The 13186-nt window shown below is 73.4% G+C and carries 15 protein-coding genes; 4 read left to right on the top strand and 11 right to left on the bottom strand.

The features are described from left to right. The first annotated feature begins 25 nt into the window (after nt 1-25). Both ACIQFX_RS24060 and ACIQFX_RS24065 read left to right on the top strand, forming a co-directional pair. On the top strand, nt 26-523 hold the full coding sequence (locus ACIQFX_RS24060) for a YbaK/EbsC family protein (protein WP_402466869.1): 498 nt from the start codon (nt 26-28) through the stop codon (nt 521-523). Then, entirely contained in the window at nt 520-1371 is an 852-nt protein-coding gene (locus tag ACIQFX_RS24065) for an EamA family transporter (RefSeq protein WP_402466872.1), read from the top strand. The genes ACIQFX_RS24060 and ACIQFX_RS24065 overlap by 4 nt, the downstream gene beginning before the upstream one ends. A 520-nt stretch (nt 1372-1891) precedes the next feature. On the opposite strand, the gene ACIQFX_RS24070 is transcribed toward ACIQFX_RS24065, so the two are convergent. The 5 genes from ACIQFX_RS24070 to ACIQFX_RS24090 all read right to left on the bottom strand — a co-directional run bounded on the left by ACIQFX_RS24070 (nt 1892) and on the right by ACIQFX_RS24090 (nt 5023). After that, the gene (locus ACIQFX_RS24070) at nt 1892-2479 is read right to left on the bottom strand and encodes a pyridoxamine 5'-phosphate oxidase family protein (RefSeq protein WP_402466874.1); all 588 of its coding nucleotides are present in this window, start codon (nt 2477-2479) and stop codon (nt 1892-1894) included. 34 nt (nt 2480-2513) lie between these two features. After that, complete coding sequence (locus ACIQFX_RS24075) at nt 2514-2858, bottom strand: hypothetical protein (RefSeq protein WP_402466876.1); 345 nt, start codon at nt 2856-2858, stop codon at nt 2514-2516. Further along, entirely contained in the window at nt 2855-3481 is a 627-nt protein-coding gene (locus ACIQFX_RS24080) for an RNA polymerase sigma factor (protein WP_402466879.1), read from the bottom strand. Before ACIQFX_RS24080 ends, ACIQFX_RS24075 begins: the two co-directional genes overlap by 4 nt. Nucleotides 3482-3544: 63 nt before the next feature. Further along, nucleotides 3545-3940, bottom strand: coding sequence for a hypothetical protein (locus ACIQFX_RS24085; RefSeq protein WP_402466881.1), 396 nt, complete (start codon nt 3938-3940; stop codon nt 3545-3547). A 300-nt stretch (nt 3941-4240) separates the two neighbouring features. Further along, the gene (locus tag ACIQFX_RS24090; RefSeq protein ID WP_402466883.1) at nt 4241-5023 is read right to left on the bottom strand and encodes an SDR family NAD(P)-dependent oxidoreductase; all 783 of its coding nucleotides are present in this window, start codon (nt 5021-5023) and stop codon (nt 4241-4243) included. Nucleotides 5024-5163: 140 nt separating this feature from the next. Here ACIQFX_RS24090 and ACIQFX_RS24095 point away from each other — a divergent pair, with 140 nt between their 5' ends. Continuing rightward, nucleotides 5164-5781 (top strand): LysE family translocator, encoded by a 618-nt coding sequence (locus ACIQFX_RS24095; RefSeq protein ID WP_402466886.1) that lies wholly within the window; start codon nt 5164-5166, stop codon nt 5779-5781. A 43-nt stretch (nt 5782-5824) separates the two neighbouring features. Here ACIQFX_RS24095 and ACIQFX_RS24100 read toward each other — a convergent pair whose 3' ends face one another. The 5 genes from ACIQFX_RS24100 to ACIQFX_RS24120 form a co-directional block, all read right to left on the bottom strand. Then, nucleotides 5825-6367, bottom strand: a complete 543-nt coding sequence (locus ACIQFX_RS24100; protein WP_402466888.1) for a YbaK/EbsC family protein — start codon at nt 6365-6367, stop codon at nt 5825-5827. A 46-nt stretch (nt 6368-6413) separates the two neighbouring features. After that, a complete protein-coding gene (locus ACIQFX_RS24105; RefSeq protein ID WP_402467404.1) occupies nt 6414-7589 on the bottom strand; it encodes a serine hydrolase domain-containing protein in 1176 nt (391 codons plus the stop codon). 133 nt (nt 7590-7722) lie between these two features. Beyond that, the gene (locus ACIQFX_RS24110) at nt 7723-8481 is read right to left on the bottom strand and encodes an energy-coupling factor ABC transporter ATP-binding protein (protein WP_402466891.1); all 759 of its coding nucleotides are present in this window, start codon (nt 8479-8481) and stop codon (nt 7723-7725) included. Continuing rightward, the gene (cbiQ, locus tag ACIQFX_RS24115) at nt 8478-9239 is read right to left on the bottom strand and encodes a cobalt ECF transporter T component CbiQ (protein WP_402466894.1); all 762 of its coding nucleotides are present in this window, start codon (nt 9237-9239) and stop codon (nt 8478-8480) included. Before cbiQ ends, ACIQFX_RS24110 begins: the two co-directional genes overlap by 4 nt. A gap of 1 nt (nt 9240) precedes the next feature. Next, on the bottom strand, nt 9241-10272 hold the full coding sequence (locus ACIQFX_RS24120; RefSeq protein WP_402466896.1) for an energy-coupling factor ABC transporter permease: 1032 nt from the start codon (nt 10270-10272) through the stop codon (nt 9241-9243). 177 nt (nt 10273-10449) lie between these two features. On the opposite strand from ACIQFX_RS24120, the gene ACIQFX_RS24125 reads away from it, so the two are divergent. Next, complete coding sequence (locus ACIQFX_RS24125; protein ID WP_376482567.1) at nt 10450-10809, top strand: SsgA family sporulation/cell division regulator; 360 nt, start codon at nt 10450-10452, stop codon at nt 10807-10809. Between the two features lie 102 nt (nt 10810-10911). Here the strand turns inward: ACIQFX_RS24125 and ACIQFX_RS24130 are convergent, their stop codons facing one another. Next, complete coding sequence (locus ACIQFX_RS24130; RefSeq protein WP_402466899.1) at nt 10912-13071, bottom strand: MMPL family transporter; 2160 nt, start codon at nt 13069-13071, stop codon at nt 10912-10914. Nucleotides 13072-13186 lie beyond the last annotated feature (115 nt).

The raw sequence follows: 13186 nt of genomic DNA on the forward strand, positions 1-13186 counted from the left end.
GTACACCCACCGCTAGCGTGCCGCTATGACGACCGCTGACGACGCCACCGCGCCCGCACACCCCCAGTTCGCCGCCGCCCTCAGGGAATTGGGCCTCGACGTGGAGATCAGGCGCTTCCCGGACGAGACCCGCACCGCGCAGCAGGCCGCCGACGCCATCGGGTGCCGGGTCGCGGAGATCGTGAAGTCGCTGATCTTCGCCGCGGACGGGGTGCCGGTCCTCGTGCTGATGGACGGGGCGTCGCGGGTGGACGTCGAGCGGGTACGGGAGGAGCTGGGCGCGGAGGAGGTGACCCGGGCCGACGCGAAGGTGGTGCGGGAGACGACCGGGTACGCGATCGGGGGCGTCCCGCCCTTCGGGCACCGGACGCGGACGCGGGTCCTCGCCGACCGGGGCATCCTCGAACACGACGTGGTGTGGGCGGCGGCGGGCACCCCGCACACGGTCTTCGCGCTCGACCCGAAGGCGCTGGTGAGCCACGCCGGCGGCACGCTGGTCGACGTCCGCGAGCCGTCGGCGTGACCCCGCTCGTCACCCTCGCGGTCCTCGTCGCGGCCGTCACCCACGCCAGCTGGAACGCGATCGCCCACGGCATCAAGGACCAGTTGCTCTCCTTCACGCTGATCGCCGGCGGCGGCGCGCTGATCGGCCTGGCCGCGGCCCCCTTCGCGCCGCTGCCCGCGGCCGGCGCCTGGCCGTACCTGATCGCCTCCGCGCTCCTCCACATCGGCTACTACGCCCTGCTCATGCGCTCGTTCACGCTGGGCGACTTCGGCCAGATGTACCCGATCGCGCGCGGGTCGGCCCCGCTCGTCGTGACCGCCCTCGCGGCCGTGTTCCTCGACGAGGTCCCCGGCGGCTGGCAGCTCCTCGGCGTGGCCGTCGCCTGCGCGGGGCTGACCGGCCTCGCCCTGTGGGGCATCCGCGGCAAGGACACCCGCCCGCACTGGCCGGCGCTGCTCGCGGCGGGCGCGACGGGCCTGGCGATCGCTCTGTACACGGTCGTCGACGGGATCGGCGTCCGCGCCTCGGGCACCCCGCTCGGCTACGTCTCCTGGCTGATGATCATGGAAGGCCTGGCGATCCCGGCCTACGCCCTCTGGGTCCGCCGCGCCGCCCTGCTCCCCCAGCTCCAACCGTACGCGGCTCGCGGCCTGTTGGGCGCCGCGCTCTCCGTCGCGGCGTACGGCCTCGTCCTCTGGGCCCAGACCCAGGCCCCCCTCGCCCCGATCGCCGCACTCCGCGAATCGTCCATCATCGTCGGCGCCGCCATCGGCGCCCTCTTCTTCAAGGAGCGCTTCGGCGGCCCCCGCATCGCGGCGGCGGGCCTGATGGTCGTGGGCATCGGCCTGATGCTCCACGCCGGCTGACCCCGGGGACGCGGTGCGCCACCACCGAATCGACCACCGCGCCAACCACTGTGCCGACGGCCGTGTCGACCACCCCGCCGACCACCGTGTCGGCCACCACGCCGACCGCCCTGTCAGCGACCGCCGGCCTGCGCCCCCGCGCCGTCGCACGACGCCCTGAAGAAGTCCGTGCGGATGCGCCGGAAGCCCGTGTGCCCGGTCTCCTGCGCGTGCGCCAGGCACCACAGAGCGGGGCCCCGCCCGTCGTCCGCGGGGCCGGAGCCGTCATGGCAAGTGGTGCACTCCGCCTCGGTGATCGGCCCGCTCCCCGTGCGGTCCCCCCGTAACGCCCACAGCTTCGGCCGCCACCCTCCCCGCGGCACGACCCCGCCCACCCGAGTCGCCGCCGTCCCCTCACGCCCCATCCGACTCCCCCTCCACGGCAAGCTCCGCCCACACCAGCTTTCCCGTCGCGAGCCGCTCGCAGACACGCCACTTCGGGGGGGGAGGAGCCAATCGCCGGGAAGGGCGGGGCGGTTGCTCAGAAGGTGCTGGGCGGGAGGGGGAGGGGGAGGCCGGGGAGGCCGTCGATGCTCTGGGCGATGTGGTCCTTCTTGGCGAAGTAGGCGCTGAGGGAGGCGTCGTCCTCGCGGGCGAAGCGCTTGCCGTGGAGGTCGCGGTCCTCGTCGTAGGACATGAAGGGGACGCCGTATCCGCAGGAGTCGCGGACCAGTTCGGCGGTCACGACGATGATGGCGCGCAGGCCGTGCTGGGACGGGTCGATGTCCGTGAAGCGGGACAGCAGCTCCGGGAAGCGCGGGTCGTCGCGGAAGACGGGCTCGCCGCGCCCGTGGACGCGCACGATGTTGGGCGGGCCCTGGAAGGCGCACCACATCACGGTGATCCGGCCGTTCTCGCGCAGGTGGGCGACGGTCTCGGCGGTGCTGCCGGCGAAGTCGAGGTAGGCGATGCGGTGTTCGTCGAGCACGACGAAGGAGCCCTTGAGGCCTTTGGGGGAGAGGTTGACCGTGCCGTCGCCGGCCAGCGGGGCGGTCGCGGTGAAGAAGACCGGCTGCTGTTCGATGAAGGTGCGGAGGCGGCCGTCTATGCGTTCATAAGTCTTTCCCATGTCTAAGGATTATGTAAGAGAAAGTTTCACCTGTCTAACGATCCTTGCCGGGCGTGACGCTGGCCTGCGGGTCCTTCACCGACGGGGCGGCCGGGGCGGGCGTCTCGGGCACCGGACGGGGCTCGGTGGCGGCCGGGGGGCGGGCCGGCGGCGCGGGAGCCGGGTTCACGGGGGCGCCGGGGGCGAGACCGAGGACGAGGACGGCCGCCGCGGCCACGGCCGTACCGAAGGCGGCGAGGGCCAGGCCGTACACCCGGCGGGTGCCCCACGTCCGGCCCCGGGGAGGGACGGCGGGACGGAGGTCCCCTGGGGTGACCAGGGAGGCGCGGGCGACGAGGGCGGCGCGCAGGCGGGCCTCGGTGGTGCGGTGGTGCGTCATCGGGACGTCGCCTCCAGCTGTTTCTCCAGCGCGTCGAGGGCGCGGCTCGCGGTGGATTTGACGGTGCCGCGGGAGAGGCCGAGCGTCTCGGCGATCTGGGCCTCGGTGAGTTCGGACCAGTAGCGCAGCACGAGGACCTCCCGCTGCCGGTGGGTGAGCCGCGCCAGCGCGTCGAGGACGTGCCGGTGCTCCTCGGCGAGGAGCAGGTCCTCGTCGACGGGCGGGCCCGCGCCCTGGTGGGGCGGTGTGTACGCGCGGGCGGTCCGGCGGCGGCGCAGCACGGAGCGGGCCGCGTTCACGACGGCGGTGTGCAGGTACGCCCCCGGGTCCTGGAGCCCTGCCAGCGACGTCCCGTACACGCGGCACACGGCCGCGAAGGCGTCCTGGACGACGTCCTCGGCCGTGTGCAGGTCGTCGACCAGGAACAGCGCGAGCCGCACCATGTCCATCCGCCGCGCCCGGTACAACTCGGTCAGCGAGGGCGGCCGTTCGTCCTCGCGCACGGCCGGCACCGCGCGCAGGTGCCGGCGCGGCCGGACCACCGGTACGTCCTCGGCTCCCGACACGCGGGCGAGCAGGCGGGACCACCACGACGGGGGCGCTGCGGATATCGCGTACTGCATGGGCCTCGTTCCGGGGGTGGGGAAGAGGGGCGGGCGAGCAGGCCGCCCGCCCCTCTGATGGTGCTACTTCGTGGTGCCGGCGCCGGTGCCCGGGTGGATCACCTTGGGCGCGTTGCTGGAGGACGGCTGGGCCGGGATCGGAGCGGGGATCGGCTCGACCGACGGCTGGGCCGGGACCGGGGCCGGAGCCGGGGACGACTCGACCGACGGCTGGGCCGGGACCGGGACCGGAGTCGGCTCGACCGACGGCGAGGCCGGAGCCGGGGCCGCCTTCGGCGCCGTCCCGGGCGCGGGGGTCGCGTCGGGCGCCGTCACGGCCTTCGGCGCGGCCGGGGCCGGCTTCGGGGCGGAGTCGGCGACGGCCTGGACGGCGAAGGCGCCGCCCAGGAGGAGGAGGGCGGCGGCGGTGACGGCGCCGAGGACCCGGGGGCGGAGGTTCCGCCGGGTGCGGAGGGACATGGGGCTCTCCCGAAGAGGTGGGGACACGGTCTGGGTGGTGCGGTGAAGGGCGCCTTCAACCCACCAGACGTGCGGCACCTCCCGAGGTTGCGCCCGCCCTCCGAATTCCTTTCCGCGGCCCCGGGCCCCGACGGCTAGGCGGCCCCGGGCCCCGACGGCTCGGCGGCCCCGGAGCCTCCCTCGACGACTCCGCGGACCCGAGGCTTCGGCGGCTCGACGGGCCCGGATCCCCGACGGCTCGACGGGCCCGGAGCCCTCGGCGACCCCGGCGCGACCCCGGCGGCTCGACGGGCCCCGGCCTCAGTCCCCCAGGACCTCCGCGAAGTGCGTGTTCACCGCCAGGAGTCCGCCGTCCACGCGGAGGACGGTGCCGGTGATCCAGGAGGCGTCGCGGGAGGCGAGGAAGGCGACGGCGGCGGCCACGTCGTCCGGGGTGCCGACCCGGCCGAGGGGGTAGACGCGGTCGGCGAGGGCGGCGAGTTCGGCCTCCTTGCCCGCCCAGCCGGTGGTCGCGATCGTGCCGGGGTTGATCTGGTTGACGCGCACGCCGCGCGGGGCGGCGTCGCCGGCGAGGGTGCGGGTGAAGGACGCGAGGCCCGCCTTGGCGGCGCTGTAGGCGTGGTTGCCGAAGTCCGCCTCGGCGTTGACGGAGCCGATGGTGACGACGGCGCCGCGCCCGCCGGCCGCCGCGAGGTGCGGGAGGGCGGCGCGGGAGCAGCGGACGGCGCCGAGCAGCGTGACGTCGAGTTGGCCGTCCCACCCGTCGTCGGAGTCGTCCTCGAAGCGGGCTGAGTCGGGGACGACGGGGGCGAAGGCGTTGTTGACGAGGACGTCGAGGCCGCCGAAGGTCCGCACGGCGTACGCGACCGCCGCCTCGACCGACGCCCGGTCGCCGACGTCGCAGCGCAGGGCCAGCGCGCCGGGGAGGTCGGCCGCCGTCCGGCCGGCCTCCTCCTCGTCGATGTCCGTGACCAGGACCCGGGCGCCCTCCGCCGCGAGGCGCCGGGCGGTGGCCGCGCCGATGCCGCGCGCCGCGCCGGTGACCAGTGCCCCGTACCCCTCGAACCGCCGTGTGAGTTCCATGGGGCGATCTCAGCACCGATCGATCCGTCCGCACCAGGGCGCCGACTCCGTCAACTCGCCCTCGCGCGCCAGGCGGGAGATCGACTAGCGTCACTGGTCCGCTCCGATCGGGGGTGCGGACGGAGTGGGGGATCGGGAACATGGGTCAGCTGATCGCCGTAGCGGTCATCACGGTTCTGGCTGTCATCAGCCCCGGCGCGGACTTCGCGATGACGGTCCGCAACAGCTACCTGTACGGGCGGGTGGCGGGGGTCCTCGCGGCCGTCGGGATCGCCCTGGGCGTGCTCGTGCACGTCACGTACACGATGCTGGGCGTGGGCCTGCTGGTGAGCCGGTCGCCGATGCTGTTCACGGCGATGAAGCTGATCGGCGCGGCGTACCTGGTGTACATCGGGTACAAGACCTTCGTCGCCACGTCCCGGGTGGACGTCGACCTGTCGGACGGCGCCGGCCTGTCGAAGGCGGGGGCGCTGCGCACCGGCTTCCTGACGAACGCGCTCAATCCCAAGACGATGCTCTTCGTCCTGAGCACGTACACGCAGGTCGTCAGCGCCGACACCCCCGTCTTCCAGCAGGTCGGCTACGGCCTCTTCATGTCGTTCGCGCACCTGGTGTGGTTCGGTCTCGCCGCCGTGCTCTTCTCGCAGCAGAGCCTGCGGACGCGGCTGCTGCGCAAGCAGGCCGTGCTCAACAAGGTGATCGGCGCGGTGCTCGTCGGCCTCGGGATGGTGCTGGCGCTCACGCCGGCCGTCGCCTGATCCCGGTACGGCCGCGGGTCCCGGTACGGCCGCGGGGCCCGGGTCAGTCGGTGGACACGGGCTCGACGCGCGGCTCCGCGATCGACACGTAGTCCTTCGCGGACAGGGCGAGCGAGCGGTCGAGCCGTGCCGCGTTGAAGTAGAACTCCTCGTGGACCAGCAGGCCCGGGTCGACGAACAGGTCGAGGCGCTCGTCGAAGGAGAACGGCAGGATGGTGCCGCTCGGGGAGCCCGCGAGCTCCTCGGCGGTCTCCGGGGAGGCGAAGGAGACGTACGTGCCGCCGTACAGCGCCTTCACCGCGGCGAGGTCGATCCGCTTGTGGCCGGGGACGACGACGAGCGCGAAGCGCTTCTCCTTCTTGCCGATCTTCACCATCGCGATGATGCACTTGGCCGCCTGGGCGGGCTCGTGGCCGCGGAGCGCGCTGACCGCCTCGGTGGCGCCCTCGGGGGCATGCTCGATCACCCGGTAGGCGGCGCCGCGCTCGTCGAGCAGGGCGAGCAGCTTCTCGTACGTGGCGTGCGGGTCGTACGTCGTGTCCGTCGCGTGCGTCGTGTCCGTGGTGTTCGCGGAGTCCGCGGTCATGTGCCCTGCTCCCCTTGCTCCTTGGGTACTGCTCCGGCGCCCGACCCTACTCGCCGGCGCGGGTCGCGGCGGCGACCGCACGGACCAGGGCCTGGGCGCGGGGGTCGGCCGTGACCGTCTTGCGCATGCCGTTGGTGACGTAGCCGAAGGCGATGCCGGAGTCGGGGTCGGCGAAGGCGAGGGAGCCGCCGCGGCCGGGGTGGCCGAAGGAGGTCGGGCCGAGGAGCGGGGAGGCCGGGCCGTGGAGCATGTGGCCGAGGCCGAAACGGGTGGAGACGAGGAGCACCTGGTCGGGGCCCGCGGACTCCTCGGTGTGGGCGAGGGCGAGGGTGGCCGGTGCGAAGAGGCGCTCGGCGCCGTCGACGGGGCCGAGGGTGGCGGCGTAGAAGCGGGAGAGCGCGCGGGCGGTGGCGACGCCGGCCGAGCCGGGGAGTTCGGCGGCCCGGTAGGCGGGGTCGTTCTCGTCGGGGGCGGGCTCGATGACGCCGAAGGCGCGCCGGGTGAGGGAGGAGGGGTCCTTGTACGCCTCGGTGACGGAGCGCTTGGGGCGGAGCCTGAGGGCGCCGCTGTCGGGCGGTTCGATCTCCTCGACGGGACCGAGCCGGCCGACCCGGTGGGTCTCGGTCTCCGGGAGGCCGATCCACAGGTCGAGGCCGAGGGGGCCGGTGATCTCCTCGGCCACCCAGCGGCCGATGGTGCGGCCGGTGACGCGGTGGACGAGGCCGGAGAGCAGCCAGCTGAAGGTGTGGGCGTGGTAGCCGTGGGCGGTGCCGGGCTCCCAGACGGGGGCCTGGGCGGCGATGGCGGCGGTCGCCGTCGGGAGGTCGATCGCCTCGGCGAGGGTGAGCGGGTGGTCGAGGACGGGGACGCCGGCCCGGTGCGCGAGCAGCTGCCGTACGGTGACTCGGTCCTTGCCGGCGGCCTTGAACTCGGGCCAGTACGCGGCGACGGGGGCGTCCAGGTCGAGCAGGCCGCGCTGGTGCAGGAGCAGGGGTACGGCGGCGGAGACGCCCTTGGTGGCCGAGCGGACGACCTGGGCGGTGTCTTCGGACCACGTCTCCGGGCCGTCGGCGTCCTTGGTCCCGGCCCACAGGTCGACGACCTTGACGCCGTCCCGGTGGACGGCGACGGCCGCGCCGCGCTCGCCGCGCTGTGCGAAGTTGCGCAGGAAGGCGTCCCTGACGGGCTCCCAGCCCGCCGCCACCGTGCCCTGGACGTCCACCCGACTCACACTCCCTCTCGTACGACCGGTTCCCATGGTGCAACGTGGGCGGTGGTGGTCCGATTCCGGGGGTGTCAGGCTTCCGGAGGGCGGGCTTCCGAGGGGCTTCCGGGGTGTCGGGCTTCCGGTGGTGTCAGGCGACGGAGCCCGGCACGAAGCCGAACGGCAGCTCCAGGCGGTGGCCGGCCATCAGCTCCGCGTCGGCGAGGATGTCGCCGGTCCGTCCGTCGGCCGCGATGACGCCCTCGCTGAGGATCACCGAGCGCGGGCAGAGCTCCAGGGCGTACGGCAGGTCGTGCGTGACCATGAGCACGGTGACGTCGAGGGAGCGGAGGATGTCGGCGAGCTCGCGGCGCGAGGCCGGGTCCAGGTTGGAGGACGGCTCGTCGAGGACGAGGATCTCGGGCTCCGTGGCGAGGACGGTCGCGACGGCGACCCGGCGGCGCTGCCCGAAGGAGAGGTGGTGGGGCGGCCGGTCCGCGTACGCTCCCATGCCGACCCGGTCGAGGGCCTTGCGGACGACGGCTTCGAGCTCGGCGCCCCGGATGCCCGCCGCCGCCGGTCCGAAGGCCACGTCCTCGCGGACGGTCGGCATGAAGAGCTGGTCGTCGGGGTCCTGGAAGACGATGCCGACCTTGCGCCGGATCTCGGCCATGTGCCGCTTGCCGACCGGCAGTCCGGCGACGGTGACGCTTCCGGCGCCGCCGGTGAGGATGCCGTTGAGGTGGAGGACGAGGGTGGTCTTGCCGGCGCCGTTGGGGCCGAGGAGGGCGACCCGCTCGCCGCGTCCGACGGTCAGGTCGACGCCGAAGAGGGCCTGGTGGCCGTCGGGGTATGCGTACGCGAGGCCGCGGACTTCGAGCGAGGGTGCGGGCGCGGGTGCCGTGGTCATAGCGTCCATCCGAGGAGGCAGATCAGGAGTGCGGTGAGCGGGAGGGCGGCGGCCGCGGCCCACTGGGCGCGGGTGGCGGTCACCTCGTCGATGACGGGCATGGTGCCCGCGTAGCCGCGGCTGACCATGGCGAGGTGGACGCGTTCGCCGCGCTCGTACGAGCGGATGAAGAGGGCGCCGGCGGACTTGGCGAGGACGCCCCAGTGCCGGACGCCCCTGGCCTCGAAGCCGCGCGAGCGGCGGGCGACGGACATGCGGCGCATCTCGTCGGTGATGACGTCGCCGTACCGGATCATGAACGAGGCGATCTGGACGAGCAGCGGCGGGAGCTTGAGCCGCTGGAGGCCGAGGAGCAGGGCGCGCAGTTCGGTGGTGGAGGCGAGGAGCACGGAGGCGGCGACGCCGAGGGTGCCCTTGGCGAGGACGTTCCAGGCGCCCCAGAGGCCGGGGACGCTCAGCTGGATCCCGAGGAAGGTCGTCTGCTCGCCCGGCACGACGAACGGCATGAGCAGCGCGAACGCGACGAACGGGACCTCGATGAGCAGCCGCTTCAGGAGGAAGCCGGCCGGGACGCGGGCCGTCGCCGCCACGGCCGCGAGGAGCGCGGCGTGGAGGGCGAAGGCCCAGACGGCCTCGCGGGGCGTGGAGACGACGACCACGACGAAGCCGAGGACGGCGGCGAGCTTGGTGTGCGGGGGCAGCTCGTGGACCGGCGAGTGCGCGTGCCGGTAGAGCTTGTGGGCGTGCCCCGCTCCCATGTCAGGCCGTCGCTTCGGCGTGGGTGCGGCGTCGGCGGACGACCCAGAAGGCTCCGGTGCCGACGGCGAGGGTGGCGCCCACGCCGATCACGCCGGCGAGGCCGCCGGAGAGCCGGGGGGCCTCGATGCCCTTGACGCCGTAGTCGGCGAGCGGGGAGCCGGCGGCCGCGTGGTCCTCGACCTTGCTGTCGATGCCCTTGTCGGCGGCGACCTTCTCCAGGCCGTCGGGGTTGGCGGAGGCGTAGAAGGAGACGAAGCCGGCGAGGACGAGGGCGGTGACGAGGCCGCCGATCCACAGCTTCTTCGGGGAGCCGGCCGGGGTGGCCGCCGGGGTCGCGGGGGCGGCGTCGACGAGTTCGCCGTCGACGCGGAGCTTGAGCGGGGCGGTGAGGCCGCGGGCGCCGTACACGAGGTCGGGGCGGACGGCGACGACGGCGCCGACGGTCAGCATGGTGATGACGGCCTCGCCGATGCCGATGAGGGTGTGGACGCCGACCATGGCCGTGAGGACCTTGGCGAGCGGGACGTCGGTGGTGCCGCCGATCGCGTAGACGAGCGTGAAGGCGGCGGCGGCGGCCGGTACGGAGACGAGCGCGGCGACGAAGGACGCCACGGTGACCGAGCGGCGGGTGCGCGGCAGGAGGAGGACGAGGCCGCGGAAGAGCGCGTAGGCGACGACGACGGTGACGACGCCCATGACGGTGATGTTCACGCCGAGGGCGGTGAGGCCGCCGTCGGCGAAGAGGATGCCCTGCATCAGCAGGACGACGGCTATGCACAGGACGCCGGTCCAGGGCCCGACGAGGATCGCGGCGAGCGCGCCGCCGAGCAGGTGTCCGCTGGTCCCGGCGGCGACCGGGAAGTTCAGCATCTGCACGGCGAAGATGAAGGCCGCGACGAGACCGGCGAGCGGGGCGGTGCGCTCGTCCAGTTCGCGACGGGCCCCGCGCAGGCTGACGGCGACGGCGCCGGCGGCGACGACACCGGCGGCGGCCGATACGGGGGCGTTGATGAATCCGTCAGGTACATGCACGTCCCGAATGATAGAGCGCTCCTGCGAAGAGCTTGCAAGAGCGCATCAGTCACAGAAAGCGGCGCACGGGAGCACGTGACCCCGCCCACACCCGGCGCCGCTCACGCATGCGCCGCGCAGTCGCCGGGAAGGAGTGGGACATTAGTCGATAAGAGGACAAAACGTGAGGAGCCCCCGATGGCCGCCGCACACGACCGTGAAGTCGACGACCACGCCAAGGGACGGATCATCAGCGACGCCCCGCTGTCCCTCCCCGTCCCGGTCCACCTCCGTTACGACCCCGCCTCCTCCCCCGCGACGGTCCGCTTCGGTTTCCCGGGCCCCGTCGAGTGGTCCTTCCCCCGCGCGCTCCTGGAGACCGGTCTGCGCGCGCCGACCCGCCGCGGCGACATCGGCGTCTGGCCCTGCGGCCGCGTCCAGACGGTCGTCGAGCTCCACACCGAGGAGGGGGTCACCGTCGTCCAGTTCGACACGACGGCCCTGCTGCGCTTCCTCCGGCACACGTACGCCGCCGGTGCGTCGATGACGACGCACTGACGGCGTACGGGGGCCACCCGGGCCTCGGAGAACCTCAGCCCTCGGAGGACGTCAGCCCTTCGGGGAACTCAAGCCTTCGGGAACCTCAGGCCTTCGAGGACCTCAGACCTTCACGAGGTCGGGCTTCGCGCCCGCGTCCTCGCCGGTCGACCTGGCGAGGCCCTCGCCTTCCACGTCCACGTTCGGCAGGATCCGGTCCAGCCACTTCGGCAGCCACCAGGCCTTGTGGCCGAGGAGCGCCAGGACGGCCGGGACGATCGCCATGCGGACCACGAAGGCGTCGAAGAGGACGGCGGCGGCCAGGCCGAAGCCGATCATCTTGACCATCTGGTCGTCCATGCCGATGAAGCCGGCGAAGACCGCGATCATGATCACCGCGGCGGCGACGACCACCCGGGCGCTGTGCCGGAAGCCGGTCACGATCGCCTCGCCGGGCCGCTCGCCGTGCACGTACGCCTCGCGCATCCGGGTCACGAGGAAGACCTCGTAGTCCATCGCGAGACCGAAGACGACGCCCACCATGAAGATCGGCATCATCGACATGATCGGGCCGGTCTGCTCGACCCCGAAGAGGCTGCCGAGCCAGCCCCACTGGAACACCGCGACGACCGCACCGAGGGCCGCGACCACCGAGAGCAGGAAGCCGAGGGCCGCCTTCAGCGGGACGAGGACCGAGCGGAAGACCAGCGTCAGCAGGAGGAAGGCGAGGCCGACGACGAGGGCCAGGTACGGCACCAGGGCGTCGTTCATCTTCTGCGAGAAGTCGATGTTCATCGCGGTGGCGCCGGTGACGAGGACGTCGTCGCCGGTGGCCTCCCGGATGTCCTGCACCAGGCTCTCGGTCTCGGCGGAGGACGGCCGGTCCTTCGGGACCACCGTGATCATCGCGGCGTCGCCGGCCTTGTTCGGCGTCGGCGGGGTGACCGCCGCCCAGCCCTCCAGGCCCTTGATGGTGGAGACCGCCTTGTCCGCGGCGGCCTTGTCGCCGTCCACGACGACGAGCAGCGGGCCGTTGAAGCCGGGGCCGAAGCCGTCGGACAGCGCGTCGTACGCCCGGCGCTCGGTGGCGGAGGTCGGCTTCACGCCGTCGTCCGGGAGGCCCATCTCCAGGGAGGAGGCGGGCAGCGCGATCGCGCCGAGGCCGAGGACGCCGACGAGCAGCACCATCACGGGACGGCGGATGACGAACCGGGCCCAGCGGGTGCCCCCGTTCGGCTTGCCGTCGTCCTTCTTCAGGCCCTTGCGCTGCTTGCGGCCGACGACCTTGTTCCCGGCGAAGCCGAGCAGGGCGGGGATCAGGGTGAGCGCGATCAGTACGGCGATCACGACCGTGCCGGCGGCGGCGAGGCCCATCTTCGTCAGCATCGGGATGTTGACGACGGACAGGCCGACCAGGGCGATGACGACGGTGAGTCCGGCGAAGACGACGGCGGAGCCGGCCGTGCCGACCGCGCGGCCCGCGGCCTCCTCGTTGTCCCGGCCCTCGGCGAGCTCCGCGCGGTAGCGGGAGACGATGAAGAGGGCGTAGTCGATGCCGACGGCGAGGCCGATCATCGACGCCAGGATGGAGGTGGTGCTGCCGAGGTCCAGGACGCTGGCGAGCGCGCTGACCGTGGAGACGCCGATGCCGACGCCGATGATCGCGGTGAGCAGCGGGAGCCCGGCCGCGACGAGCGAGCCGAAGGTGAGGACGAGCACGACGCCCGCGAGGACGATGCCGATGGCCTCGCTCGCGCCCTGCTCGGGCGGGCTCTGGAGCGCGTCGCCGCCGATCTCGACGGTCAGGCCCTTGCCCTGCGCGCTGCGGCCGGTGTCCTTGAGGGCCTCGCGGGTCTCCTTGGTCAGCTCCATGGCGTTGACCTTGTAGGTGACCGAGACGTAGGCGGTGGAGCCGTTCTGCGAGACGGCGCGCGCGGTGTACGGGTCGGCGACCGAGACGATCTGGTCCGAGCCGGACTTCAGCGCGGCGACGGTCTCCTCGACGACGGCCTTGTGGGCCGGGTCGGTGACCTTCTGGCCGTCCGGCGCCTTGAAGACGATGCGGGCGGTGGCCCCGTCGGCCCCGGCGCCCGGGAAGCGCTCTTCGAGCAGGTCGAAGGCGCGCTGGGCCTCGGTGCCGGGGATCGAGAAGGAGCCCGAGGTGGGTGCGGGCGCGGTGGCGGCACCGACGCCGGCGATCGCGAGCAGCGCCACCCAGAGGAGGGCGACGAGCCGTCGGCGCCGGAAGGCGGAACGGCCGAGCTTGTACAGGAACGTTGCCACGGGGGCGTACTCCCAGTGTGGGTGGGACAGGACATGGGGAGCCGGCCCGACGTCGTGAGCGGTGCGATGTCAGGTGGTGCGGGTGGTGCGGGTGGTGCTGATGGTGCGGATCGGC

The organism is Streptomyces sp. NPDC093089 (genome assembly GCF_044754405.1).
Lineage (GTDB): Bacteria > Actinomycetota > Actinomycetes > Streptomycetales > Streptomycetaceae > Streptomyces.

What these genes read in the sequence shown, in the direction of transcription:
- ACIQFX_RS24085 (WP_402466881.1), bottom strand. Translation starts at nt 3,940, where the DNA reads ATGTCCCTCCGCACCCGGCGGAACCTCCGCCCCCGGGTCCTCGGCGCC.
- ACIQFX_RS24100 (WP_402466888.1), bottom strand. Translation starts at nt 6,367, where the DNA reads ATGACCGCGGACTCCGCGAACACCACGGACACGACGCACGCGACGGAC.
- ACIQFX_RS24095 (WP_402466886.1), top strand. Translation starts at nt 5,164, where the DNA reads ATGGGTCAGCTGATCGCCGTAGCGGTCATCACGGTTCTGGCTGTCATC.
- ACIQFX_RS24090 (WP_402466883.1), bottom strand. Translation starts at nt 5,023, where the DNA reads ATGGAACTCACACGGCGGTTCGAGGGGTACGGGGCACTGGTCACCGGC.
- ACIQFX_RS24080 (WP_402466879.1), bottom strand. Translation starts at nt 3,481, where the DNA reads ATGCAGTACGCGATATCCGCAGCGCCCCCGTCGTGGTGGTCCCGCCTG.
- ACIQFX_RS24060 (WP_402466869.1), top strand. Translation starts at nt 26, where the DNA reads ATGACGACCGCTGACGACGCCACCGCGCCCGCACACCCCCAGTTCGCC.
- ACIQFX_RS24110 (WP_402466891.1), bottom strand. Translation starts at nt 8,481, where the DNA reads ATGACCACGGCACCCGCGCCCGCACCCTCGCTCGAAGTCCGCGGCCTC.
- ACIQFX_RS24070 (WP_402466874.1), bottom strand. Translation starts at nt 2,479, where the DNA reads ATGGGAAAGACTTATGAACGCATAGACGGCCGCCTCCGCACCTTCATC.
- ACIQFX_RS24075 (WP_402466876.1), bottom strand. Translation starts at nt 2,858, where the DNA reads ATGACGCACCACCGCACCACCGAGGCCCGCCTGCGCGCCGCCCTCGTC.
- cbiQ (WP_402466894.1), bottom strand. Translation starts at nt 9,239, where the DNA reads ATGGGAGCGGGGCACGCCCACAAGCTCTACCGGCACGCGCACTCGCCG.
- ACIQFX_RS24125 (WP_376482567.1), top strand. Translation starts at nt 10,450, where the DNA reads ATGGCCGCCGCACACGACCGTGAAGTCGACGACCACGCCAAGGGACGG.